Below are 24,854 nucleotides of genomic sequence, written 5' to 3'. Positions count from 1 at the left end.
TACAGGGAAGTGTCGTGGACCCACCCTGCTTCCTCACTGCCTCCCAAGGACTTGCTCGCCGCCATCGACGTCGAAGGTCGCACCCGTCAGTGCCGAGTTGGTCATGATGTGAACAGCGAGCGCTGCCACGTCCTCCGGTTCCACAACCCTCCGGATGGGCAGGGTTCTGCCAAGCTCGCTGCGACGGGCGTCGAGATCGTCGCCGAGCAGTGACGCCGACAGAGGCGTGTCGACGAAGCCTGCCGCGAGCAGGTTCACTCGGATGGGCGCCAGCTCCAAGGCGAGATTCGCGACCAGAGCCGGCAGGGCCGCCGCGAAAACGCCCGCGACGGCCAGGCCGGGGCCGGGGCGGCGTGCGCCGGTGCCGGTGATGAAGATCAGCGTGCCGCCTGGGCGCACGGTGCCGATGGCCGATCGGGCGACGTTCAGGGTGAGGAGGAGGTGCTCTTCGAGCGCGCTGCGGACGCGTGCCAAATCCATATCGGGCACACGGGCGTAGTAGGACCCACCAGCGGTGACGAGCACATGGTCGATCGGTTGGGGGAGCTCCTCGAAGAACCGTTCGAGGCGCTCGTGTTCCGTGGCGTCGAAGGCAGCCGTGCTGAGCGCGCCGACCTCCTGCGCGGCCAGTCGCAAGTGATTAGGATCGCGGCCGGTGAGAATGACATCGGCCCCCTGCGCGCGGGCCTCGAAGGCAGTCGCACGGCCGATCCCCATGCTGCCGCCGATCACGACGACAGTCTGTCCTGTGAGCGGTCCGGATGAGCGCCGGGTCTCTTCGTTGATGAACACGGTCATTCACTCCCTGCGAAACGGGACGGCGCACAGCGGCTGTCGGAGGTGTCACCAGCAGGCCGGCTCCGAGCCCCCAAAGCAGGGCACCGGGAAGGATCGCCTGCACATAGCTGGTATCCGGTGGCATCGGTCCACTCACTGGTTCTCTGCATCTTTGCATCCCCGCGCGTTCCGGAGGAATGCCGTCCTAGTGAGTGCAGTCTCGCGGGACCGCTAGCCGCTCGGACAGGGAAGATTTTGCCACTTGCCCGCGGTGAGCGTCAACACGTAGTTTGAGGAATGCTCTGCTGGGTGGCACCGAGGCGACCAAGATCGCCAGGAGCATGACGACGGTCGGGCCAACCGGTTCGACCTGAAGTACGCGATGGGCGGTCTGTCCGACGACGCGCTGCTGACGAACATCCGGCTCTATGGAAACGGAGTCGTGCCCCAGGTACGCGAACTCCTCGCGGGTCAGGCGTCCAAGACAGTTTCGGCGGTCGGTTGAGCACAGCACAGCAAAGTTTGCGACGCCTCCGGTCGCTCCAGCGGCTCGGGCGAGTAGTCGACCGCACCGCTGAGCAGTCCGGTAATGCAGGTGTGGCACACGCCAGTGCGGCACGACCATCGCGTCGACACGTCGCAGGCCTCGGCCAGGTCGAGCAGCGACCCGTACCGGTCCGACCAGTTCACCGTGAGACCGCTCCGGACGAAGGTCACGGCCGGCCCGGTACCCGCGGTTCCCACCGGCGGGTGCGGCGCGGCCGTCGTCATCGCCACGACACCGGGATTCAGCGACGCCAGCGCGCTGAAGAGCTCGGAGTGGATGCGTCCCGGAGCGATGCCGATGGCCTTCAACGCCTCGGTCATCCCTTCGATGAATCCCGTCGGGCCGCAGACGTAGGCGCTCGACGCCACGTCGAAGCCGAGCGCGCGCAAGCCGTCCGCATCCAGTCGTCCGAACATCGTTCCGGGTGCCGGCCCCTCGAGCGGCGGGGCCGAACGGGTGAACCAGAGGAAGGAGTGGGCGTTCGGCAGCTGGCCGAGCAGCTGCTCAACCTCGGAAGCAAGGCCGTAGTCCGCCTCGGCCCTGGCGACATGGAGCCACCACACCTGCCGATCCGGATGCGCGGAGGCCAGCGAGGCCAGCATCGACAGCACCGGGGTGATCCCGATTCCCGCCGAAAGCAGCAGCACCGGCTCGTCGGTGTCGTCGAGCACGAACTCACCGCGGGGCGCCGCGACGTCGATGACGCTTCCGTCGGCGACCGTGTCGTGGATGTACCGGCTAACGATTCCGTGCTCCTCCCGCTTCACGCTGATCCGGTAGGTGGCGTCGTCCGGGCGGCCGGAGATCGAGTAGCTGCGGACTGCAGACGTGCCGCCGACCGGCAGCCGCAGCGTCAGGTACTGGCCGGGCTTAGTCGCCGGGAGGGCCGCGCCCGATCTGTCGCTCAGATAGAGGGAGAGCACGGACGGTGTCACCTGGACGGTCTTGGTCACGGTAAAGGGCCGGAACCCGTTCCATCCGGGTTCCCGTCCCGCCTCGGCCTGCGGCCCGGTCTGGCCCATGTCCGCCGCGGCGAGCAGCTCGTGGAAGGACTGCTGCCAGCCGGGGCTCAGCGCCGGAATGTCGACCGCGAGCTTCAGGAGTTCGTGAGATCGGTCCGGCAGATAGAGCAGGCCGTCGATCGCTTCAACGGCCAGCTGATGGCGTCCGTCGGCGACTTTCACGATCGGGTCGCCGGCCTGCACTGTGCCTTCCGTGAGCACCCGCAGGTAGAAGCCGGGTCGCCGGTGAGAGACGAGGAGCGAAGCCATCTGCGGCACCCCCAGGCGCAGGCCGACGCGGTAACACGTCACCCGTGGCTGTGTCACCTCGAACTCGGCGTCACCGATCCGATACCGGTCGCCGATGCAGACCTCATCATCCGCGAGGCCCGCGACGGTGAAGTTCTCGCCGAAGTTACCGGGCACCAGGTCATTGCGGTTGAGGTGTTCAGACCAGTGTTCATACGACCCCTGCTGGTACACCATCACCGCGCGCTGTTCACCGCTGTGGCCCCCGAGGTCCCCTTGGCCGTCGCCGTCGACATTGAGTCGTCGAACGAACCGGGGGCCGTCCGCCGGGTATTTGTAGATGCCGGTGTGGACTGTCCTGCCCTTCCAAGCAACGTCTTTCGGCATTCCCACGTTGAGCGACAACAGCTTTCCGACGTTGTCGCTGACGCGAAGATGATCGGTAGCGGCCATCAGCTCGGCACCTTCTCGCCGATCACAGCCTCCGCGATATCTGGCGCCTGCCCAGTAGTGACTGTGGCAACGCTCATCCCAACACGCTCAATTCATCCCGTCTCGATTTCCCCGCCGGAAGCGCTCGAATCGCCACCGGTCGACGACACCGATCGCAACTTGACCAGATGCCAAGGCAGCCTCTGAGGGGATGATGGCGTTGTACCTTTCGTCGGCTGACAGCTCGAGTTGCTCGGCCCTCTCGTCGTCGTCCACGGCACCCACATCGATCTCGGATCGAACATCTGCAATGATTTGAGCCACCGATTCGAGGCCAAGCCAGGTGAAGGAGGATTCAGCCGCCGACAGTGACTCTGCTGTTCGGCCTTCCACAGCATCCCAAACGCCTCCGCTCATCGCCGATGAGGAAATCCCAACGCAGGAGCTCGTTGGCCGCGTGCTCCAGTTTCGCGGAATCACGGCCGGCGAGGATGACGCCGGCGCTGCCACGTAGCACCACCACGGCGTGCCCCGCAAAATCCGGCTCGCGTGCGGCCGGCGAAGCGGCAGCTGCGGTGCTCATCGGATCGCCTTCCCTCAGTCCGCCGTGGATGGTCCCGCGCCGACCGGCCAGCGCGCAACCGCGATCTCCCCGCGTAGTGCCTTCAGCGCGGAGACATAGATTTCTGAGAATGTCGGGAACGGCTGGATCGTGTCGCTTAGGACATCGATGGGGACACGGGCCCGGATCGCCAGCGTCGCCTGCTGCAGCCACTCGCCGGCCTCCGGGCCGAGCGCGTACGCACCGGTCAGCCGTTCGCCGTCGCTGAGGAGGGTCAGGAAGCCGTTGCTCTCGGCGTAGTCACGGGTGTAGGTGGCAGTCTTGGGCACCTGCGAGACCGGCACCTTCGCGCTGAAGCGGCCCCCGTCGGCGCCCACCGCCGCGGCCTGCGGGTCTGTATAGGTGACCCGCGGAACGGCCTCATAGTTTGCCTCCCGCACCTCGCCGAGGATGTTCGCGGCGACGATATCGCCCTGGTACTTCCCTACGTGGGTCAGCGGCCAGATGCCGGTGACGTCGCCGATCGCCCACAGCCCGTCCGCCACCCGAAGGTGCGCATCGACCGGGACTCCGCGGGCGTCCGACTCGATGCCAACGGTCTCCAGGCCGATCGCCTGGATACGCGGGCGCCTGCCCGTGGCGACGAGCAGGCGGTCGCCTCTCAGCTCGCGCCCGCCGTCGATCTCGACGACGTAGTCCCCACGGTCTCGCCGCACCGCGGTCGAGGTGGCCGGCAGCACGAGTTCGATGCCCTCACGGCTCAGGACCTCGCCGAGGGCCTCGCCCAGCGGCGCCGGCTCCCGAGCCAGGACGTGCGCGGACCTGTCGATGACTGCCACCTCGCCGCCGAATCGGCGCACGGCCTGGGCCATCTCGACACCGACCGGGCCGCCGCCGAGGATGAGCAAGCGGCGAGGAACGGCCTTCATCGAGGTCGCCTCGCGGCTTGTCCACACGCCGTCGAGCTCGCGCAGGCCCGGGACAGGCGGCACGACGGGATCGGCACCGTTGGCCAGGACCACGTGGTCGGCCGTATGCCGCACGCCGTCAACCTCGACGACGCCCCGACCGGCGAGACGGCCGGTGCCGCGGAGCAGATCGATCCCGTGATCGGCCAGCCAGCGCTCCTGCCCTGCATCGGAATAGTCCGAAACCATGAAGTCGCGCCAGGCGAACGCCGCCTCGACGTCGACTTCGGCAGTGGCGGCAGCCTGGCGTGCCGCATGGACCGCCTCGCCGGGCCGCAGCAAGGTTTTCGACGGGATGCACGCCCAGTATGTGCACTCACCGCCGACCAGCTCGCGCTCCACGACGGCCACGCGCAAGCCGCCCTCGGCGAGGGCTCCCGCGCAGTGTTCGCCCGGCGAGCCGCCGCCGATCACGATCACGTCGTAGTCGCTGTTCATGTCGGCAACTCCTCCCCGGCATGCTCGCGCACCATATAGAGCGCGTACCAGTCAGGCCAGTCCGAATCCTCCTGGCCCGTTCGCTCCTCGTGCTTGCCATGTGCGGCCGCGGCCCGCCTGAGGGCTTCCGCAAGGTCGCCCACGGACTCGTACGTAGTGGCCATCAGCCTCTCCTTTCAGCGGCCCGGAAGCCGGGTCTTAATCTCCTGAAGAATCCAGCCGTTGCCGTCCGGGTCGCTGAAGGAGGCGAACGAGCCGTAGTCCCTGTTCCCGGGAGCCGGACCGTCCAGGCGCCCTTCGGTCCCGGCGTGGTGGAAGATGCCCGTGGCGTCGTGGAAGGTTGCGCTGACCTCGACCCCGCGCGCGATCAGGTCGGCCCGGGCAGCGTCGATGTCGTACACCGCCAGGTGCAGCCCCTGGGCCGAGCCCGGCGGCGCCGAGGTGACCCCCTCGCCGAAGATGATCGAGCAGCCGGAACCCGGGGGCGTGAACTGCGTGAGACGGTAGCCGTCCTCCACGGCGACCTCGGCGTCGAACCGCCAGCCCAGTCCGCCGTAGAACCGCTTGGCCCGGTCGACGTCCGAGACGGGCACGACCACGACCTCGAGCCTGAACTCCCCAGGCTTCACCGGCGGGCTGGCTGCTGCACTTTGTTTGCTTTCGTCGACGGTACTCATCCCGGCCTCCTCGGTCGGGCGCGCCATGAAAGGGCGGCATCGGGCTCACTGGCGACCCGGGAAAGGCGTGCCGGCGCGGCGGGCATCAGGCCAATGCTGCGGGGCTTACGCGGCGGGGGTCGCCATGCGCTTTTCCTTGTCGCCCCCCGGTCGATCTTCGGCCGAGGACGCTGCCCTCGGGACCCCACAGTGGCCTCATCCGGGACGAAAGTCAAGGGGGCAGCCTACCTTGTCGGATGCAGCGGGGGAGAGCCAGGGCCCAACCCTTGTGGCGAGCAACGCAGATCGCCCCGGGCATGCACGGGGGGTATTCGAACGGGCATGCAGCCACGTCAACGATGTGGGTCTCCTCAGTGAGGAAATCGATTCCTCGAACGGTGAGCAACTGGGGAACTTTCCGCAAACCTTCAGCCACATTGGGGCTGGTCAACGCAGTCTGGTCCATCCAGCAGGCGGAGCGGCGCAAAGCGCAGCACTGACAGTACAGAATCCCTGTACTTCCGGGCTGGCTGACGGGGCCCGGCCCGCTCCTCGACCGCGGCTGCAGTGCAAAAGTCAAGACCTAAATCAATCACCCAAAAAGCTGGAACGGCGGGGAAATGCGGGGGGCAAGCAGGGGCGCTCGTCTCTGGAAAACGCGCCCTGGGAGGCGCTCCCCCTAAGCGAGCCTGCCCCTCCCTGTCCAATCCCGGCCCCTTGCTGGGTGCCCGGCGCCGGCGTAGGCTCGCCCGCAGGAGCGGCGGTGCCACCACAGCGCAACTGGGTGCCAGCAACGACGTCGATGGCAGGGACCGTCGCCGCTCACCGGCACGTGAAAGGCGGCCGAATCGTGCGCTCAGATATTGCACCTGGCGGCATCTTCCCAGATTACGAGTTGCCTGATCACGAGAACATCCCCCGCAGGCTCAGTGAGTTGCAGGGGGAGGACCCCCTGGTCTTGATGCTGTCGCGCGGACACTACTGCCCTAAGGAGCATCAGCACCACCTTGAACTTGCGGCGTTCTACCCTAAGGTCGCTGTGGCCTACACGCAGATGGCAACCATTGCGACCGATGACCACCACGTGCTCCAGGAATTCCGTGCGTCGGTGGGTGCGCAATGGCCGTTCCTCTCTGATCCTGGCCGCACCGTGCAGCAGGATCTGGACATCCAGGAATACACCGATCCGGACCACGACCCGATGATCCCGCACACGCTCGTTCTGAAGCCCGGCTTGGTCATCCACAGCATCTACAACGGCTACTGGTTCTGGGGGCGTCCCTCCGTCGACGACCTCCGCCGTGACCTGCGCGCAGTGACGAAGGAGATCCGGCCAGACTGGGACCTCAGCACGCCCGGCCTACGTGAGGCATGGGATGCGGGCAGCTGGGCGCCCTTCCACGGATGGAACAAGCGGGTACGGCCGGACTGAAGACGTCGAGTCGGCCTCTAGCTGTGAAGGACGTGCGACGGACGCGTCTGAAGTTTCTGGCGCTCATAACGGGTGGCCGCAACTCCGGGGACACCTCCACATGTGGACGCAGATTGTCGGCAAGATCCGCATGGCGCACACTCCGATGCTGAACCACTGGTGGCAGATGACGCTGTACCTCACCCCGCGCGGCTTGACGACGTCTTCCATCCCCGACCGCCATGACGCCTTCGACATGGAATTCGAATTCTCCGAGCACGTCCTGCGGCTAGGCACCGGCAACGGCATGAGCGCCAACGTTAACCTCAGCCCGAAGCCGGTGGTCGAATTCCATGGTGAGACCTTCGATGCCATGAACCGGCTCGGCATCGAGACGGCCATCCGGGCGGTGCCGAACGAGGTCGAACCGACCATACCGTTCGCCGAGGACTACCTGCATGCCTCTTATGACAGCGAAGCCGTCCGGCTGTTCTGGCATCAACTGATCCAAGCGGACCGCCTGCTCAATGCGTTCAGGTCCTACTTCCGGGGCAATGTGAGCCCCGTGCACTTCGGCCCTTCGCGCTCAGCGACAACACCATCTCGTCCACGCCCGTCAGCCGGCGCTGCCGTTCCTTCACGGTCTGCGGGTCGAACGTCGCACCGGTGTCCCGCGGCACGTCAATCTCCACCGGCCCGATCTCTGTCATGACGGTCTTGGCGCGGGTGCCGTTGCGCGAGTTCCCGCTCCCACGACCGGACACGTCCTGTTTTCCGTATCCGAGGTGCTCGTCCATCTCCGCTTCCAGCGCGGTCTCCAGGACGTTCTTCGTCAACCGGTTCAACAGCCCGTCCGGGCCGACCAGCTCGATGCCCTGCTCCCTGGCCTGGGCCAGGAGCTGCTGCGCTAACTCTTGCTGATCCACTTCAGTCGCCATGCGATCCATGGTTCCGCTCATGATCAGTCCTCCCCGCCAGGCACCGCCCGGCGTGTCAGGCCAACCCCGGATCCACCGTTATTCAGACAGTCCCGGCCGTTTCGCTGGTTCCTACGCAGCGCTTTGGGTTGCCTGAAATGTGGCAAAAAGGAAGTGTGTACAAAGTACACACTTTGGGCTTCGGACTGCGTCGTATATGGGTCGGCCCGGGCCGGATTCCGCATGTTTCTCGGGGAGTCCAGTATTGGCAGGGGAGGGAATGCAGTTCGAGTCCCACCTCGGGCACAGTGTTTCCGCAGGTCAGGGGCTTTTTCGCCGTTTGGTGTTGACAAAGCTTGACACTTCTCAGCCGTTAATGCAGCAGAGCCGTTGGAATGGTCGGTTCCCTAGCCGCCCGGAGGCTCGGGGATTCGTGGGGATTGGGGCCCCGCTTACTATCGGGCTCCGATATGACGTCCAGCAGATGTCCCGGCTTTGGTGTCTGGCTATAAGTGGTGGTTGTTGTCCGTCGCGTGGGTACTGCACCTGATGTGGACCCGGCCATTGGCGGTGAACGGTCCAGAGTCTCGACCTCCACGACTAACACATGCTTGAGGCAGCAGCCAGAACCACCAGTTCGAGAAGTCAGCGCAACTCCAGCAGACTTATGGCAGGTGAACGACTTCGGGTGCGAAATGCCACGACCAAATCAGGGGAGACATGGACGTCCGGACGAATAGCAAGTACTTGGACTTCCTGACGAAACGCCTCGAGGAGTTCTCTAGGACGTTCGAGGAGTTCATGACGCACCACGTCGAAAACTCCGGGTTCGGGGCTATGGCCGTGGGGATCGCTCCCGCTGTCCTGCCGAAGGACAGCTCTGACAAGGCACGCGTCCGAGTTCTCACTGATGAACTGAACCGCCTCGCCGGTGCGCTCATGGATCTCAGCAGCGTCACCGACGTCCGAATCGCAGTTCAGGGAGCCGGGGTGCTCGACCCCTTCATGAACTGGCAGCGGATACTCGAGCCGAAGCCGCTGCTGGACGCCCCTGTCGTCAGAGGCTGCTGCCTCCAGGCCGCAGACCGGTTGGAAGGTCTCAAGGCGAAGGCCGAAGCGCTCTCGTCGCCGACGATCGAGCCCTCGCTCCTGCACCCCCTGGTGTGGGCAGCAGCCCAACGCCTCTGGAACGACGGCCACCTCCGTCAGGCAATTGCGGCCGCCGCGGAAGCCGTCAGCGGCCAAATGAAGCAGCTCACCGGCCGGAACAACGCGAGCGACACCTCCCTGTGGCAGCAGGCATTCGCGATGACTGCCCCTCAGGAGGGCAAGCCCCGACTGCGCTGGCCTGGCGACTCGGACGACCAGGACGTCAAAACGATGCAGGCAGGGCTGCTGAGCTTCGCCCCCGGAGTCAACATGGTGATCCGGAACCCAGCGACGCACGTCGCAGAGGACTTCACCGAGCAAGACGGACTCGAACAGCTCGCGACCCTGAGCGTCCTAGCCAAGTTCGTGGACGGCTGTGTGGTTGAGTCCGTCGACAACAGGACTGCCCCTGGGGCCGAGCAGGTATTTCCAGAGCCTGCAGGCGAACCCAGTCAGGCTATGACTAGGGAAAACGGCTAGACCGGAATGGCTGCAAAGACGATCTCTCCCTGTCCGCGCGGGAGATGCTGAAGAAGGTGAAGCGACGCTACATGGAGTCACGGGACTTCAACGGACTGCATATCAGCACGACCCGGAACTCACACAACGAGATCGAGGCGGCGTCGAACTGCTAAATGCCGGCCTGATCGAAGTCGTGGGCCCGAGCGACAACTTGAACATCCACATCCGCCCCTGGCCTTCACGGCGGACCGCCGCCGAGCAGATCGACGAGCTTCGCGAACTCTCCGACGACGACTACGGGGTCTGCCTCTATCCCAAGGCAAAGGCACTGAAGCGGATGAAGCTGCCCAAGAAGTTTGAAGACGCCCCCTTCGCCAGAGCAATGGCCCGCGGTCGGTCAACGCTGGAGCTCGCGTTCTTCAGCTCAGACGTCCTTGAAGGCTACCGTAACGACGCCCGCTACAGGTTCGGCATGAGCGACTTCGGCATCAATTTTGGACTGTCGGACGAGGCGTACGACGATAAAGACCAGCCAAAGAAGGACAGAGTCGGGCTCTTGCACCTCGGCTTTGCCTACGACTTGCGCCAATACGATCCGGAAGTTCCAGAGTCCCCGATTGTCCGACGCGTCGCGGCCTTCTACGGTGACTTGGACGACCTGACCCCAGAGCACCAGCAGCGCTGGGCGAGCTTTCAGGTCGATGACGAGGACATCACCCCTCACCCAGTCTGGTATGGCTGGCAGATGGGCCACTGGCCCGACAGCCTGGGACCGTTCGCTCGGCTCGCCCAGGAGCTAGAAGCCATCAGCGACCTGTTCGAGAACGTATGGGGCGCGCGTCTCTTCCGGTCGCACGAGCTACCCGAAGACTTCGGGTGGATCCTCCGGGCGAACAAACGGGAGTGGGACCACTTCATTCACTCGTTCGACAAGCTCCTTTCGGACAACATCGAAAGAGCGGCACTCGACAATGCCAAAGTTCCGAAGGTAAACGAGAGAGGGGACCGTCTGGGCACCCTCAGCCGGCTGGAACTGTTAATCACAATGAACCATGTGAAGGCGAACAGCGCGAAGTGGGCGCTGAAACCGCTTCGCGAAGTCCGTGCGGCGCGGCAGAAGCCCGCCCACGCGCTCCGGACCAACGTCACGGACCGCAACTTCATCGGCAAGCAACGGGACCTTCTGCATGACGTCGACGAAGTGCTGATCAACATCCGCCAGTGGCTATCAAGCCACCCGCGGAACCGAGGCTGGAAAAGCGGGGAACTTCGGGCCGCGTAGTTTGGCGGACGGGGTTATCTTGCTCAGCCAAGTGGGTCGATGCAATGCTTTGCCGGAATTCGGGGGCAGAGGGTTTAATGGCTGGCGCTGATTTGTGCGAGGTTCGTGAGGATCGTTGGGCCCGGTTCGGTAGTCTTTGGGGCGTGATGTTCTGTGGCTGAGAAGCGATTTCTGGCGTTGGCCGATGTTCGGAGATTCTGAATATTTCCTCAGCCCAGGCCTATGCCCTGGTGCGGTCCGGCGAGCTGCCGGCGATCCAGATCGGGGGCAGGGGCCAGTGGCGGGTTGAGTCGCGCCTTTTGGAGGAATACATTTCCCGGGGCTATGAGAAGACCGCGGAGTATGTCCGTGCGCAGTCCGCCGAGGGCCGCCCCGTGCCGGACGAGGACTAGCACTTTCAGGGCCTTCGAGGTTCGAGCTCCGTGACCGGCGCTGTTTCGTTTCGTTGTTTCATCATGGTCCTGTTGATGGACTGTGCGGCACGCAGTTGGTCGTTCAGGTCCTCAACTGTGGCTTCGAGCGTTGAGATGACTGTGCGGGCCTGGTTACCGTTCTCCCGCTCTGAAGTGAGCTCGTTTTCCAGCTCCTGAATGTAGTTTGCCATCTGTTCCGGCGTCCGCCCGGCCAGTGCTTCGGCGAGATTGGCGCGTACTGCGCGCTTGTAGTCATCGCGTTGCCGGGTGACAGCGGCCAGCCGCTCGTGGAGCCGGAGGAGTTCTGTCGCGGCGCCTTTTGGGGTCATCCCCTCTTGCTCGTGTCCTTGGGCCCATGCTGCGCGTTGTTGGGAGGCTGCGCGGCTGACCGTGGTTTTGAGCTCGGGGGTGTTGTAGATCAGCCAGCGGCTGACGCCGGCTGTCCTGGCTACAGAGGAGACCGTGAGGAGCTCCGGGCCTTTGAGAAGTTTGGCCGCCGCTTTGCGGACGCTGGCGTGTTTGTCTTTGCTTTCCGTTTTCTTGGCCGCAATTAGCTGGGCGACTGCTGCCTGTCGTTTTTCGCTCACGTTCGGTTGCCGGTGCTGACGGGGGTCAACGGCAGCATGCCCTCCGGTTGTTTCAGGTGGCGGGGACGCGGCAGGGATCTGCTGCAGCAGCGTGACGGCGTCGTCGATGGCGGCCCTGTCTTCAGGAGTGAGCCTGGATTTTTCCTTCAGGAGTGCGGTGCGCATTCGCTTGTAGGAGCTGATTTCGTCTTTGAGTGACTGGTGGACCCAGGGTTCGGCGATGCCGCCGGCCGCGGACAGGTCCGCGGTCAGGGCGACGATATGGGCATCGATTTGGGGCAGGTGGGAGAGGTTAGCCCGGTAGTACTGGCAGCCGCCGCACTTGTTGCGAACGGGGCATGATTGTCCGGCTGCTTTCACGTTGCTGGGTTCGGTGCAGAGCCCCAGCGGTGTTGAGACGGACTCCCGGACATAGATGATGTACGGCTGGCCGTCGTCGGTTTCCCGAAGAGTGTCGCGGGGAAGCGAGTAGATTTCAGTTGGCCGGCGGCCGAGACCGCGCAACAGCTGGTAGATGGTTTGCAGCATGAGGTTGTGGAAGGCCATTGTTCGTCCGGCCGGAACGGCATACGCCGCGTCCACGGCGAGCAGTTCCAGGTTCGCATCAAGGAGCCTGATGATGTGGTCCGGGATCGCTTTCCCGGGGTTCTTGTGAGGCCCTGCCGTCGGCAGGGACTCGGCGGTGATGAACATGAACCGGGCGCTGACCCGGGCCAGAACCTCCAGATCGCCCCCATCGCGCAGCATCCGCTGGAAGAGCCTGAAGTAGTCGTACTTGACCGAGTCCGTGCGAGGTTCGCCGTCGGGGCCGGTGAGGTGACGGTATGCGTCCACGACCGCGTTCGCGTCGGCCCGGGTCAGCTGCTCAGGCCGGGTTCCGTGTGGCCGGCGTGCCAGGGCGTGCGAGGCGACCTGAACGGTGCGAATGACGTCGCGGACCTGATCGGCGGCGAGGTCGAAGTGGCGGGAGTACTCCTTGGCTGCCTGACGCAGCCAGTTGACGCTGATGGAGCGGAAATCGAGAATGCCTTTGGAACAGATTGTGTGGGTTGTCCGGTCCTTGCGGAGGCCGATGACCGCCGCGTCCCAGACGTCCTCGGAGCGCATGTCCCGGCCGGAATGACGGTAGCGCCACCGGGCCGCGAGCAGGCCGGCATGCCGGAGGAAGCCGACGACGTTAGCGTCGGGGCGCGGCCGGCCCTGTTCGGCGTCCAGCAGCCTGTGGATGGAGCGGGCACGGGTTTCCAAGGCAACGCGGACGATCCTGCGCATCGTGGCAGGCAGGATCCGGTATGAGTTCCGGTCCCGTTCCTGTAGGACGAGCAGCAACTCCGTGCGAAGGATCGGTGGCAGATCGATGAAGCAGAACTCGTGACGGTGGTAGCGGATGCCGAGGGGGCGTTCGACGGCTATGAAGGCCTCGTGGTCGACACCGAGCTTGGCGAGTTTCCCGAACATGGCGTGATGCCAAAGACACAGACCGGACGCGCGCTGGTTCGATTCCTCCCCGCATCCCCGGGATGCGCATGCCTTGCCGGGAGGAAACATTTCTTTCTCCGCCGCGGCGAAGTCCTCGATGGTGGGCCGTTGTTGTCCGTTGTCAGAGCTGTGGTGCCAGCGTGCGTAATGCCGGTGGCAGAGTCCCTTGATCATGGCCATGGCCCCGCAGCCCTGCCCGGCTGAGCCGACTATGCAGCGCGGTGGGTTCGGGTGCAAGGCCCGGCGCCGGGTCGGCACAGGTTCAGCACCTGGTTCTCCGTCCAGGCAGGAACGGCAGAGGCGGCCTGTGACGGTAGCGACCCGGGGGCACCCGGGCGTCGGGCAGGGGTAGATGCCGGTTAGCGGATTGTCCGGGTCTGCAGCGAACAGCCATAACCGGACGTCCCATTCCCCTGAACGCCAGGGGTGTTCCAGCATGGATTCCAGGAAGGTGATGTATGAACCGGCCTCGGACACCGGTGATTCACGGCGCAGGAAGTCGGCGGCGGCTGTCACTGCGGTGCCTCCCGGCCGGGCAGCGTTCCTTCAACCGCGCAGCGAAGCTCACCCTGCGCAGGATGCAGATAGATGGACGTCGACGCCAAAGACCTGTGGCCCAGCAACGCCATGATGACATCCGGGTCGACCTTGGCCCTCGCCCAGCCGGTGGCCGCAGTATGACGGAACTGATGCGCCCTGACCGGCAAACCCGTGGCCTTCCCGACAGCCGTCAGCATGCTGTGAAGCCCCGAGTATCCCAGCGGCACCCTGCTCTGCCCGGTCGCAGTCAGAAACACCGCGTCGGGCTGGTCGCGGCCAAGGGAACTGTATCTCTGCGCCATGTAGGCCGAATGCCCCTCACAAACATCAGCCGGCACAGGGACATTTCGTTCATACGGTGACTTGGCCCAGGCCCCGTTCGGGTTGCTGCGCCTTTCTATATGGACGTGGGGTCCTGGAATTGCGCAGCCCAGATAGCCTGAGTCGGGCAGCATATGCATGTCTTCCAGCCTCAGACCGAGCGCTTCACCGGCACGCAGACCACAACGCAGCATCAGCAGTACCAGGAGCCTGTCCCGCGGCCGATCGACCGCCTCCAAAATACAGTCGGCTTGTGTCGGGGTCAGAACCACGGGCCGTCGTTTGATCTCTCGGGCCTTTACCAGCCTTGCCGGAGCCACCTTCCACTGCCCCGCCCGATTCAGAGGAGTCGCTCCAGGGCGGCCTCCTTCGACGGTCGCCCGGAGATGGTCAGTCGCAAACCCGTGTGCCACGGCGTAGCGCAAGAACGCCATCACAGCCGTCAAATGGGCATTGACTGTCTTTCCAGAAAGCCGACAACCGTTGGCAGAGGAGCCTTCAAGGCAGGCTTTGTAAGCCGCCAACTGATGGAAACGGAGCCCGGTCCACGCGGTAGCCGTCTCCGTGCACCAGGACAGGAACCGCGCCAGCCTAAGCTGGTAAGCCTTCTGCGTGTTCACCGCCCGCCCGGAATGGAATAGCCACAGCGAGTAACCGCGGCATTCCTCGCTCAGCCGGAAGCGGTCATCCACCACAACCCACACGTTCTGATCATCCTCGACCGTCACCTGCACCGCTTGGAAAATGCCCACAAACGGAAGCTATCCGGTTCAAGCAGGGCATGAAACAGCTACTGGTAGGCCAGAGGATTAACGATTTGCAAACTGCAACCCCTCACTTCGCGTCTTCGTCCTTGCGAAATAATGCCCGGTCAGGGGTCGGTGGTCTGCGGCGTCCCGTCCAGGCCAATTTTGGCACTGCTTGTCGGAACGCCAGTTTTCCGCCCGGTAAGGGTTCGTCTTTTTGGACGATAAACGCCGCTTTGCGTTGGCGCCCGAAAAGTTGTCGCGCAAATCATGGAACCTTTCGATGGGTCCGGACACTATGGGGTATGGGCGGAGATGTGGAAGGGACAGACGAGGTTCTTTGGAAGCTTGTCGTGAATGGGGACGGTGAGGCTTTTGGCGCACTCTTTGATCGCCACCGCGACCGGGTTCTGCGTCACGCCCTGAGGCTCGTCGGCTCCGCTCATGCCGCCGAAGACGTCACAGCGATGGTGTTTTATGAGGCGTGGCGTCGCCGTGAATACGTGCGCATGGTCAACGGCTCCATCGTTGCCTGGCTGCTGGTCACCGCGAACAACACCATCCGCAACGATCTTAGCCAACGCCGGCGGTACAACTACTTTCTAAACCGCCTCCCTGCCCCTGCCCATAGCCCCGATATCGCTGAGGTGTTCGCCGACGAGGACCAGCAGGAGTTTGAGGCCGTCACCTTAGACCAGGTTTTTGCACGCCTGCGCCAAGCGGACCGTAACGTGCTGACTCTATGCGTGGTCGAGGAAATGAGCATCCGGGATGCTGCGACCGCACTCGGTATCCCCGAAGGCACCGTGAAATCCAGACTAAACCGGGCAAAGCAAGGCTCGGGGACCTATTCGACGAAGTTTCCAGTACCTATGCGATAGACCGTCAGGCCGCGCATGAACGGAGGCCACAATGAAGACACATCAGTTCGAGCCCGACAGGAGCGATGCGCTTCGCCGCCAGCTCGTAGACATGCCGGCACAAGAGCTCCCCAGAATACGGCCGACAGGAAGCTCGCAGGTTCCTGCAGCCAACCTGGCGATTACCGATCATGACCCTATCCACAGACCACAACGCACGCGCCGCATGGTGCTGACGATGGCCGCAGCCAGTTTCGGCGTGATCGTTCTGGGTCAGACCAATATGTCGATCCAGAGCGCCCACGCGGCCGGTCTCCTGCGGTCAGCAGCGGAACAAACTATGGCCTTTTCAGACCCCACCCCGGGTCCAGGAGAATACCAGCGCGTCCACACGCACGCCAACTGGCTCGTGGGCCGAAGTGATGCTGCTGGAAATGGCATGTTCAGCATGAACACCCAGACCATTGACGTCTACGTTCCCGGGGACCCCTCACGGGATTGGGTACTGGACCGGGACTGGGGCGCCATCGCCCCGCGCCCCGGTCAGAAGGACACCATCCACGCACCCGATGGCGAGTTCTACGGGATCCCCTGGACCGTGATCGATAAGCAGGAAATCATGGGCCTGTCCCGCGAAGGCAAGGCCCTGATCGAGCACTTTAACGCCCAGTACCAGGGAGGGTCCTCATCCCGCGACGAAGATAACTTCGTGCGCATCACGGACCTGCTGCGGACCGGACTGGTCCCGGCAGACCTGCGCGCAGGCCTCTACGAGGCACTGGCATTGATCCCGGGCGTGAACGCCAGTGAACAAACCAACTTTGACGGGAAACCAGGGATCTCCATCGGCCGATCAGAGCCGCTCCGGGCAGGACAACGCGATGAAATCATCATTGACCCGGCCACTGGCCTGGTCATCGGTGAACGCACCGTCATGACCTACGCACTCTTCGGACTGGGAACCAATAATCTCACCGCTCATACCGCCATTGACTACAGCATCGTTGGATCCGTCCCGCCGGCGAATCAGCCAGCCATGGACACCGGAGGGCCAGAGAAATGACCCACCGAAACGCAGCAAGCTCGGCAGGATCTGACAGCCGTACGCTCCTTGCTCTCTTGGCTGCATTCACAACCGCCCTGCTCTGGTGGATCGGCATCGTCGGCACCATCACCACTGGAGGCGGCGGAGCAATATTCCTGACCGTCCCGGCCCTGGCCACCATCGGAACCATCATGATTGGAAATCGACTCCGACGCCACTGGCTAATCCCCATGGGGCAACGACAACGCAGACACAGGAACGCGCCCCCGCCCGGCGCCCCTTACTCGGTTGTTATCCTGTCCGCATTTACGACCGCTTTGTTGTGGTGGATAGGCATCACCGGTCTCGTCAACACAGGAGGCAGCGGAGCCCAGCCCTTCCTGACAGTTCCAACCATTGCAAGCATTGGGACACTCATAATCGCGCTTCGTCACCGCCACGGAAGAACGAGCAGCACGAGAAGTTAACAGCCCGCCATAACCGTAGCGCTCAAAAGAGCCATACGTATGGATATGTCCCGTGGAGGGTTCGTCGAACGGGCCGCAGGGTATTGCCTCATAAGGGGAAACCGGATGAACGGCGGGCGGCCCCAGGCGTCGCGTTTGGAGCCGGCGCCTGTCAGGCACGCGCAACCATCCTCACAAGGACTGCGAAAAGAGTTAGGAACGAAGAGCGCGGTGCTCAAACAAACAACTCCTACAGCGGTAATGGAGGCAAGATAACCGCAACGTCTGGCGCCTACGGGAAGATGACCCGCAGTTGAACTCGTCCGCCGCCCGCGGGATCACCTGGATGAACAGTTCCTCGCCGGAGAGGTCCGCGCCAGGCAGTTTGGCGACCGATCGGCCCGCCCGTCCGCGGGCGCCATCCACCCTACGGTTCCCCTGTGTTTTGGGCACCAGACTCCTCAAACCGGTGCTTCTCGTCCGGGACACCCAAAAAGGGCTGAACTTCCGTCCGTAGTTTCGTTTCTTTTTGGGCTTTGGCCGATTGGTCAAGTGTGATACTTCCCAAATAGCCGGGCACAGTATTTGCCGTTGAATTCCCACGTAGTAAATGACTTAGGACCAAGTAGTATTACCGCCAATCCGAGTACTTCCTTGCCGACATCGGCAAGGCAACCCAAGCCACGCTAAGGCCGAAATGGCCTCCTTCATGTAAAGAGCTTCGAAAGATGCTTCCGAAAAGACAGGCCATGAACAATTGCCGGGAGCCGCTATTCTTGACAATTATTTCCCCCTATATGAGAGTGTGCTCTATCTAAATATCCCCGGCACCGATCGGAGCGCGCAGCAAATGAAAATACGCCATTGGGGTTCGGGCATCACTGTTGCGCTTGTACTGTGCGGGTCTCTGGTTGCGGGTCCTGCCTCCTCGGCGGCGGAGCCGATCGTTCCGGGCCACCTGCCTTATCCGGCCGGCGGAACATCTGTACTGGGAGACGGTATTGACGCGGGCAACCGGAATGCGCAGCTGGCGGAGACCGTTCCTGCACAGATCAACCAGTCCTGGCGTGCCGAGCCGCCGCACTGCCCGTCCTCCGGCGGCAGCAGTGCCGTGTCAATCAGCGTGTCGGGAAACCGGACGGTGGTGGTGGACAGGCAGTACCAGTGCTCGTGGTTATCTGCCTACGAAACGGGCACCGGAAAGCTGTTGTGGCGCCATGGATACCATTTCGCCCACGTGGCGAAAATCGATGGATTGAGGGTCTATCTCGCCCACGACAACCCCGAAACCAGCCAGATGGTCCTGGACGCATTCGACGTCAACACCGGCGCACTGCTGTGGGCCAGCCCTTACGTGAGCGAATACCGGACCGTGTTCGGCTCCGGAGTGGTCATGGGCGGTTACTACGCTCTGGATGCAAGCACGGGCATTAATCGGTTCGTAGCAGGCCCTAGCGCAACCAGTGAACCCTCGCTTATCGAAGCGGGTCGGGTCATTTACAACGGACAAGGTTTGGTAGAGGCTTTCTCCGCCACAACAGGAAAGTCGATCTGGAAGTACGTGAAACCTGGAGGCAACTCCGGCCCGGGCGCGGGAACCGCCGCAGCGTCTGTGCATAACGGGAGGCTCTACATCCCCAGCATTTCTTACACGGAGCAGACGCTGGTGCTGGAGGCCGCAACGGGCAAATACATCCGAACGCTGCCCAACAGCGAGATCCCCGTCGCCTTCGACGGCCGCATCGGAATCTTCACCACGTCCGGCTACTCTGAGCCCTCCGTCATCACCGCAGTAGACCTGGAGACCGGGGCGGTTCAGTGGACACACCGGCTGGGCATGAAGGACCAAAACTACGGCTATGAAGTCGTGTCCTCGGCACCCATCATCGCCAACGGGCTGGTGTGGATCCTCGCCGGGGTCGATACCGGCACGCCGGGTCAACTTCTCGCCTTGGATGAGATCACAGGCAGGGTCCGGAGCGGCACCGAGGTTGCGTGTCCGCCCGCGTTCGGCGGCAACCTCGCCATCGCCCAACACCGCGTCTTCGTCCCGACCACATGCGGTGTCCAGACCTATGTTCCCGGAGCGGCCGACACAGCAGCACCGACCGTGACGGGCCGGACACCGGCAGCATCAGCTACAAATGTGAGCCAGGACGCAGACATCACGGCGGCGTTCAATGAAGTTGTTTCCGGCGTCAACGAGTCCACGTTCACCCTCAAGAACCCAGCCGGAACCGTTATCCCGGCAACGGTCACCTACAACGAGACCATCCGCGTCGCCACACTGAACCCCACGGCGGCCCTGGCTGCGGATACGAAGTACACCGTCACCCTCACCGGATCCGCCCGCGCCATTCGGGATGCTTCCAACAACGCGCTGGCCACGACCCAATGGACCCTCACTACAGGGCCCGGGCCGACGGTGATGAACCGGACTGCCTGGTTCGCCACCGGCGTGAGCCAGACAGCAGATGTGACAGCGACGTTCAGCGAGCCCGTCATTGGCGTCAGCGCCACGACGTTCACCCTAAAGAACCCGGCCGGAGCGGCGGTTCCCGCGACGGTAACCTACAACCCCACCAGCAGGGTGGCCACGCTGAACCCAACGACAACCCTTGCCGCGGACACCCGTTACACCGCGACCCTAACCGGCAGTGCCACCGCCATACGGGACGTCGCGGGCAACCCGCTAGCGGACAACCCCTCGGAGAAGGAACCCAGTGCCACGACAAGCTGGTACTTCACCACCGGTCCTGTTCCCACCGTGATTTCCCGCAGCCCCGCCGTGAACGCCACCGCGGTAAGCCGGACAGCGAATATCACGGCAACCTTCAGCGAACCCGTCACCGGCACCAGCGGAAACTACTTCATGTTGAGCAACGCCACGACCGGCGCAATGGTTCCTGTGGAGTTGTACTCTTACAACGCCGCCACCCGGGTAGCCACACTGAACCCGAGGGGAACACTGACGGCAAACACCAAGTACACCGTCACGCTGACCAGCAGCACGTACGGCGGCATCCGCGACGCCGCCGGCAACCCCCTCCAGACCACTCGTTGGACCTTCACCACCGGACCGTGATGAAGCCGAGAGGCCAAAGGTAGGGAGAACGTCGGTCGGCAGGGAACGTGGCGCCGCGTAGTCCCGACCCAGGGCGGTCGCCGCCCGCTGGTGGGCGGGTCACACTGTCTTGGACGGGCGTGCCAGAGTTCCGGACCTTGGATGTGGGGACTGCTTAGCCCTCGCAGTCGGTGCAGTAGGCGTGGTGGTTTTTCCTCGCCGGAGAGGTCGCCCAGCACGCCGGGATATCGCTTGTGGACGCCCACGCTGCTCTCGGAACGTCAGGGCGACGCTGCCTTGCTTCCCTTGATGCTTGATCGCTACCAGTCGGCCATTGAATTCGGACACGACCCGGCCCGTGGCCTATTCGACCCGGACCGATTGGGAGCCGTCAGTCCGGTAACCCGTGCAGTTGCCCTGAGGAAAGGCACAGAGGGATGGATGTCGTCACTTGTGTCCCGACTACCCATCAGCACAGGAGATGTAAGCGACGCGGCGGCTGCCGAGTACCTGGAGCTGCTGGTTGTCGTACTGGAAGACGGCAAGATTATCGGCGACGAAGCCAGGGGTGGCATGGGCGCAGAACAAGTTCGCGGGCTCAACGAGCGGATTCTGGAGATGATGCGCGAAGCGGCGTTCGCAGACCAGGTCTTGACCGCCGGAGAGCTGGCGGAGCTGAAACGTGCAGCAGATGCTTTGGCTGTGCCGGGCTACTTCGACGACCTGCAGCCAAGTACAACACAGTCGAACCCGGCCGCCGATCAGAGTACGGAAGTGCCAGCAGCAAGGACGCCAAGGTCCGTAGGTGCGGACACTGCCGAACGCCTGGCAACTACCGTTCGAAGTGTCCTGAAATGAATTAGGGGAGTGTGGACATTGTCCACACTTTCCGTCTCGGACTCCGTCGTACAGCCCTCAGACTCGCTGGAATCCCGCATGTTGTCGGGGGTTCCCAGTGCTTGCAAGGGCTGGAGGCCGGTTCGAGTCCCACCTCGGGCACGTGTTTACCCTGTTCAGGGGCTTGTGGGCCGCTGAATGTGTACGAGTCTCCTTTTATGGGCCCCTGCGGGGCACATTTTTTTGGTGGCGGTTGCGGCCTGGCGGCTCCTTCCCTTGGCTTGGACAGCGGTGTTGCTGTGTACTCCTTCATGGCCGGGAGCGCCTGGAACTGCATGACTTGCTGCGACTTGGGATCAAACCCTCATGTTCATCCCGGTCGGCAGTCGGAACTCCTGGGAGCCTCTTGTCATGGCCTCTATGATGTTCTCGAGCATCGGGTAGGGCCGGGCGAACCGACCGGGTTTGGTGACGGGAAGAGTCTCGCCGGGACGGACAGCCGCCAGGGCTTCGTTCCGTCCCGGCCGTTCCCGTTCCTGCCGGTCACACCGTGGTCACCATTGATCAGGCCCTCGGGGCACCCGACCCATACGCGCCCTGTGCGCCGCGGCCGGGTCCTGTTCGTTGGTGCAGACCCGGACGTAGCCAATGTTCTGCGCGGGCTGGTGCAACTGTCGAGATTGTCCAGCCTGAGCGGGGCAGTTTTGCGGGCGGTCCGTCCGCGAATCCAGGTTTCCAATATCCGTATCCGATTTCTCGCAGCGCCAGCGCGGTCGGATGGTGTCCCGGTGGGGGGGACTGGCTAACGGGCGCCTGCAGTGGTGCGTCGCATCCCCTACATAATGTCCACATCATGGAATATTTTTGCTCAAAGTATGGACACGTCATCTAGCCTGCACTGTATGGACAGCCGGATAACCCAAGAAGATCTTCCACCCTTTGTTGATGCCGCGTGGCTCAAGGCGCATCGAAGTAACGTTGTCACCGCTGATGTTCGCTGGTACCTCGACGGTGCGTCGGGCCGTGCAGCGTACGACGGCGGGCATCTCCCAGATGCGGTGTTCGTGGACCTGGACGCATGGCTGTCGGGCAATTCGGGACCATACGGGCTGAACCCGCTTCCCGACTCTGAAGTGTTCGCACAGGGAATGTCCTCCCTGGGAATCGGCGACGACACGACCGTCATCGCCTATGACGACGCGGGGGGAGTCATCGCCGCACGGCTCGTGTGGATGCTGCGTGCGCTCGGGCATCGGGCAGCGCTGCTCGACGGCGGGATTTCCGCATGGACGGGACCGCTGGAGACGACGCCCGTGAAGCCGACGCCCGCGACCTTCACGCCGTCTCCGTGGCCCGAGGCCGGCCTCGCCCAGCTTGAGGACATCACGGCAGGGGCTGCAGGGATCATCGTCGACGCCCGCAATGCCGACCGCTTCGACGGAACCCTACAACTGCCCACTGATCCCCAATCCGGACACATCCCCGGCGCAGTGAACGTCCCGTGCCGTGGGAACCTCGCCCCCGATGGACGCCTGCGCCCGATCGCAGAGGTCCGACGAGCGTTTGCGAACGTTGGGATCGAAGACGCGGCTGCCGTCATCTCCTACTGTGGCTCAGGCGTCACGGCCTGCCACAACCTTCTCGCTCTCGAGCATGCAGGACTCGGTCAGGGCCGTCTCTACGCAGGCGGGTGGTCAGAGTACGGAGCCGAGCCTGGCCGCCGAGCCGAGCTGGGCTGACAACCGACCTACGATGCCCGCTCGGCTCGAGACAACGACCTCCATCCTCAAGAGTGGAGACCTTCTCAGTCTGGCCCGGTAAGGGATTGGCTTGCGGACAGTCGAGGTTGCTTCAGAGGTCGGCTGTCGTACTCCGACGACTCATCCGCGTCCTGTCGCCAGCCTGAAGCTTTCGGTTTCGACTTGCGCTGTCGTTCGACCGTACGACTCTCCCCAGTTTGCGAGCAGGTCCAAGTATTCGCCGTAGGAAACGGTGCTGTTCTTCTCAAGGGGCACTCCGGCTGGGTCCCCAAGCCACCCGACGATCCGGTCGTCGAAGATCGGGGCGGCGTTCGAGTCATCAGGGCCGTCGACGGCTGAAGTGAAGTACAGCCACTTGGTGAAGTACGAGGACCTGAGGTGGAGGATGCGGCCCTCGTTGTTCATTAACCGGAAAGCCTCAAGAGCCCCGTCTGCGCGCACAGACCTGACTCCTGCTTCCAGCCGGTCTGCGACAAAGGGATCCACCGGTTCCGAGACGGCGTCGGTGCTCTTGGCCTTGGTTTGGGTGAGTATCCACCGTGTCCGCAGCGCACCCATGTCAGCGGTGGTGCCCCATCCCCACACCATCGCCGCAATGAATGCGGGGAGGACCCTGCCCGCATTCAACTCTGCTGAGACCGCATCAAGGGTTGACTGCCGGCTCACCCTCTCGGGAAGACGGTCGAGGAGCGACAGAACGTCCGGTAGGTCGTGCATTGGGTCGAGCCACGGCTGCTTCGCCCAAAGGAATGGGCTCTGCGGCCGGGAGTGTCTGAATAACGGTGGTCCGGGGTTGGCCTGACACGCCGGGCGGTGCCTGGCGGGGAGGACTGATCATGAGCGAAACCATGGATCCCATGGCGACTGAATTGGACCAGCATGAGTTAGCGCAGCAGCTCCTGGCCCAGGCCAGGGAGCAGGGAATCGAGCTCGTCGGCCGGGGCGGGCTGTTGAACCGGTTGACGAAGAATGTCTTGGAGACCGCTCTGGAAGCGGAGATGGATGAGCACCTCGGCTACGGAAAACATGACGTGTCCGGCCGCGGGCGGACAAATCAATCACAAGGCACCATCTTTCGATGGGCCAGAGAGACGCGGAGTCACGCCCGGCGAGGCCGCCACCAGCCTGCCAACCAATCTCAGACCAGCCACGACCATTAGAGAGAGACGCGAAATGATCGCCGCATATGAACATGACGGCTCAGCCTGCGGCGGGCAGCGCCTCCGGGATGCGCGGCTTGGCGTTGCCTGCGAAGGTGAACTTCGCGTCGTCGCCTTCGCCTTCCACATCCACCACCACGATGTCGCCGGCGTGCAGTTCGCCGAAGAGGATCTTCTCGGAGAGCTGGTCCTCGATCTCGCGCTGGATGGTGCGGCGCAGCGGCCGGGCACCCATGGCGGGGTCGTAGCCGCGGGTCGCCAGAAGCACCTTGGCCGCGGACGTGAGCTCGATGCCCATGTCCTTGTCCTTGAGGCGCTTCTCGAGGCGGCCGACGAACATGTTCACGATCTCGATGATCTCGTCCTGGGTCAGCTGCGGGAAGACCACAACATCGTCAACACGGTTCAGGAACTCGGGGCGGAAGTGCTGCTTGAGCTCCTCGGTGACCCGGGCGCGCATCCGGTTGTAGCCGGTCTGCGTGTCCGTGCCGGACTGGAAGCCGGTGGCGACGCTCTTGGAGATGTCCCTGGTGCCGAGGTTCGTGGTCATGATGATCACGGTGTTCTTGAAGTCCACCACGCGGCCCTGGGAGTCGGTCAGGCGGCCGTCTTCCAGGATCTGCAGCAGCGAGTTGAAGAGATCGGCGTGCGCCTTCTCCACCTCATCGAACAGGACCACGGAGAACGGACGGCGCCGGACCTTCTCGGTCAGCTGTCCGCCTTCCTCGTAGCCCACGTAGCCCGG

Annotated in this window: 18 protein-coding genes and 6 pseudogenes; 12 read left to right on the top strand and 12 right to left on the bottom strand. The window is 63.6% G+C overall.

Going from position 1 to position 24,854, the window contains the following annotated elements:
- Window positions 1–33: 33 nt before the first annotated feature.
- From BLQ10_RS18420 to BLQ10_RS18400, 6 genes are all read right to left on the bottom strand, one after another.
- Complete coding sequence (locus BLQ10_RS18420) at window positions 34–798, bottom strand: SDR family oxidoreductase (RefSeq protein WP_091564478.1); 765 nt, start codon at window positions 796–798, stop codon at window positions 34–36.
- 450 nt (window positions 799–1,248) lie between these two features.
- Window positions 1,249–3,027 (bottom strand): MOSC and FAD-binding oxidoreductase domain-containing protein, encoded by a 1,779-nt coding sequence (locus BLQ10_RS18415; RefSeq protein WP_091564477.1) that lies wholly within the window; start codon window positions 3,025–3,027, stop codon window positions 1,249–1,251.
- 334 nt (window positions 3,028–3,361) lie between these two features.
- Complete coding sequence (locus tag BLQ10_RS22170; protein WP_139164287.1) at window positions 3,362–3,589, bottom strand: hypothetical protein; 228 nt, start codon at window positions 3,587–3,589, stop codon at window positions 3,362–3,364.
- Between the two features lie 14 nt (window positions 3,590–3,603).
- Entirely contained in the window at window positions 3,604–4,974 is a 1,371-nt protein-coding gene (locus BLQ10_RS18405) for a dihydrolipoyl dehydrogenase family protein (RefSeq protein WP_090581705.1), read from the bottom strand.
- A complete protein-coding gene (locus tag BLQ10_RS22570) occupies window positions 4,971–5,138 on the bottom strand; it encodes a hypothetical protein (RefSeq protein WP_217635836.1) in 168 nt (55 codons plus the stop codon). Before BLQ10_RS22570 ends, BLQ10_RS18405 begins: the two co-directional genes overlap by 4 nt.
- A gap of 12 nt (window positions 5,139–5,150) precedes the next feature.
- On the bottom strand, window positions 5,151–5,651 hold the full coding sequence (locus BLQ10_RS18400; RefSeq protein ID WP_217635835.1) for a VOC family protein: 501 nt from the start codon (window positions 5,649–5,651) through the stop codon (window positions 5,151–5,153).
- A 25-nt stretch (window positions 5,652–5,676) separates the two neighbouring features.
- On the opposite strand from BLQ10_RS18400, the pseudogene BLQ10_RS23155 reads away from it, so the two are divergent.
- From BLQ10_RS23155 to BLQ10_RS23150, 3 genes and pseudogenes are all read left to right on the top strand, one after another.
- Window positions 5,677–6,060: pseudogene (locus BLQ10_RS23155) on the top strand (hypothetical protein); the annotation flags it as partial.
- A gap of 420 nt (window positions 6,061–6,480) precedes the next feature.
- Window positions 6,481–7,062: a redoxin domain-containing protein gene (locus tag BLQ10_RS18390; RefSeq protein ID WP_091564546.1), complete on the top strand. Its 582-nt coding sequence runs from the start codon at window positions 6,481–6,483 to the stop codon at window positions 7,060–7,062.
- Window positions 7,007–7,555: pseudogene (locus BLQ10_RS23150) on the top strand (DUF5996 family protein); the annotation flags it as partial. The gene BLQ10_RS18390 and the pseudogene BLQ10_RS23150, both read left to right, overlap by 56 nt.
- A 61-nt stretch (window positions 7,556–7,616) precedes the next feature.
- On the opposite strand, the pseudogene BLQ10_RS18380 reads toward BLQ10_RS23150, so the two are convergent.
- A pseudogene (locus BLQ10_RS18380) lies at window positions 7,617–8,000 on the bottom strand (transposase); the annotation flags it as partial.
- Between the two features lie 678 nt (window positions 8,001–8,678).
- Between BLQ10_RS18380 and BLQ10_RS18375 the strand changes: the two are divergent.
- The 3 genes and pseudogenes from BLQ10_RS18375 (at window position 8,679) to BLQ10_RS18365 (ending at window position 11,243) form a co-directional block, all read left to right on the top strand.
- Window positions 8,679–9,587, top strand: coding sequence for a TIGR02391 family protein (locus BLQ10_RS18375; protein WP_091564474.1), 909 nt, complete (start codon window positions 8,679–8,681; stop codon window positions 9,585–9,587).
- A gap of 193 nt (window positions 9,588–9,780) precedes the next feature.
- Complete coding sequence (locus BLQ10_RS18370; RefSeq protein WP_139164285.1) at window positions 9,781–10,851, top strand: hypothetical protein; 1,071 nt, start codon at window positions 9,781–9,783, stop codon at window positions 10,849–10,851.
- A gap of 153 nt (window positions 10,852–11,004) precedes the next feature.
- Window positions 11,005–11,243 (top strand): annotated as a pseudogene (locus tag BLQ10_RS18365) (helix-turn-helix domain-containing protein).
- Window positions 11,244–11,248: 5 nt separating this feature from the next.
- Here BLQ10_RS18365 and BLQ10_RS18360 read toward each other — a convergent pair.
- The gene (locus tag BLQ10_RS18360) at window positions 11,249–13,510 is read right to left on the bottom strand and encodes a DUF6262 family protein (RefSeq protein WP_139164284.1); all 2,262 of its coding nucleotides are present in this window, start codon (window positions 13,508–13,510) and stop codon (window positions 11,249–11,251) included.
- A gap of 332 nt (window positions 13,511–13,842) precedes the next feature.
- The gene (locus BLQ10_RS18355; protein WP_091564471.1) at window positions 13,843–14,943 is read right to left on the bottom strand and encodes a tyrosine-type recombinase/integrase; all 1,101 of its coding nucleotides are present in this window, start codon (window positions 14,941–14,943) and stop codon (window positions 13,843–13,845) included.
- 299 nt (window positions 14,944–15,242) lie between these two features.
- Between BLQ10_RS18355 and BLQ10_RS18350 the strand changes: the two genes are divergently transcribed.
- Together BLQ10_RS18350 and BLQ10_RS18345 are read left to right on the top strand one after the other, a co-directional pair.
- The gene (locus BLQ10_RS18350; RefSeq protein ID WP_091564470.1) at window positions 15,243–15,818 is read left to right on the top strand and encodes an RNA polymerase sigma factor; all 576 of its coding nucleotides are present in this window, start codon (window positions 15,243–15,245) and stop codon (window positions 15,816–15,818) included.
- Between the two features lie 217 nt (window positions 15,819–16,035).
- On the top strand, window positions 16,036–16,860 hold the full coding sequence (locus BLQ10_RS18345) for a hypothetical protein (protein WP_139164283.1): 825 nt from the start codon (window positions 16,036–16,038) through the stop codon (window positions 16,858–16,860).
- Between the two features lie 641 nt (window positions 16,861–17,501).
- Here BLQ10_RS18345 and BLQ10_RS23145 read toward each other — a convergent pair.
- Window positions 17,502–17,675 (bottom strand): annotated as a pseudogene (locus tag BLQ10_RS23145) (DUF4193 family protein); the annotation flags it as partial.
- A 463-nt stretch (window positions 17,676–18,138) separates the two neighbouring features.
- On the opposite strand from BLQ10_RS23145, the gene BLQ10_RS18335 reads away from it, so the two are divergent.
- From BLQ10_RS18335 to BLQ10_RS18325, 3 genes are all read left to right on the top strand, one after another.
- Window positions 18,139–20,373, top strand: coding sequence for an Ig-like domain-containing protein (locus tag BLQ10_RS18335; RefSeq protein WP_091564467.1), 2,235 nt, complete (start codon window positions 18,139–18,141; stop codon window positions 20,371–20,373).
- A gap of 288 nt (window positions 20,374–20,661) precedes the next feature.
- Window positions 20,662–21,210, top strand: coding sequence for a hypothetical protein (locus tag BLQ10_RS18330; protein WP_139164282.1), 549 nt, complete (start codon window positions 20,662–20,664; stop codon window positions 21,208–21,210).
- Window positions 21,211–22,091: 881 nt separating this feature from the next.
- On the top strand, window positions 22,092–22,928 hold the full coding sequence (locus BLQ10_RS18325; protein WP_091564465.1) for a sulfurtransferase: 837 nt from the start codon (window positions 22,092–22,094) through the stop codon (window positions 22,926–22,928).
- 141 nt (window positions 22,929–23,069) lie between these two features.
- On the opposite strand, the pseudogene BLQ10_RS18320 reads toward BLQ10_RS18325, so the two are convergent.
- Window positions 23,070–23,696: pseudogene (locus BLQ10_RS18320) on the bottom strand (hypothetical protein); the annotation flags it as partial.
- A gap of 89 nt (window positions 23,697–23,785) precedes the next feature.
- On the opposite strand from BLQ10_RS18320, the gene BLQ10_RS22850 reads away from it, so the two are divergent.
- Window positions 23,786–24,109: a transposase gene (locus tag BLQ10_RS22850; RefSeq protein WP_254785659.1), complete on the top strand. Its 324-nt coding sequence runs from the start codon at window positions 23,786–23,788 to the stop codon at window positions 24,107–24,109.
- Between the two features lie 40 nt (window positions 24,110–24,149).
- Here the strand turns inward: BLQ10_RS22850 and BLQ10_RS18310 are convergent.
- On the bottom strand, window positions 24,150–24,854 hold a 705-nt coding region (locus tag BLQ10_RS18310), incomplete at its 5' end, for an AAA family ATPase (protein WP_175558688.1).

This window comes from Arthrobacter sp. ok362 (assembly GCF_900102785.1).
Lineage (GTDB): Bacteria > Actinomycetota > Actinomycetes > Actinomycetales > Micrococcaceae > Arthrobacter.
This window is presented reverse-complemented; position numbering and strand designations above follow the sequence as displayed.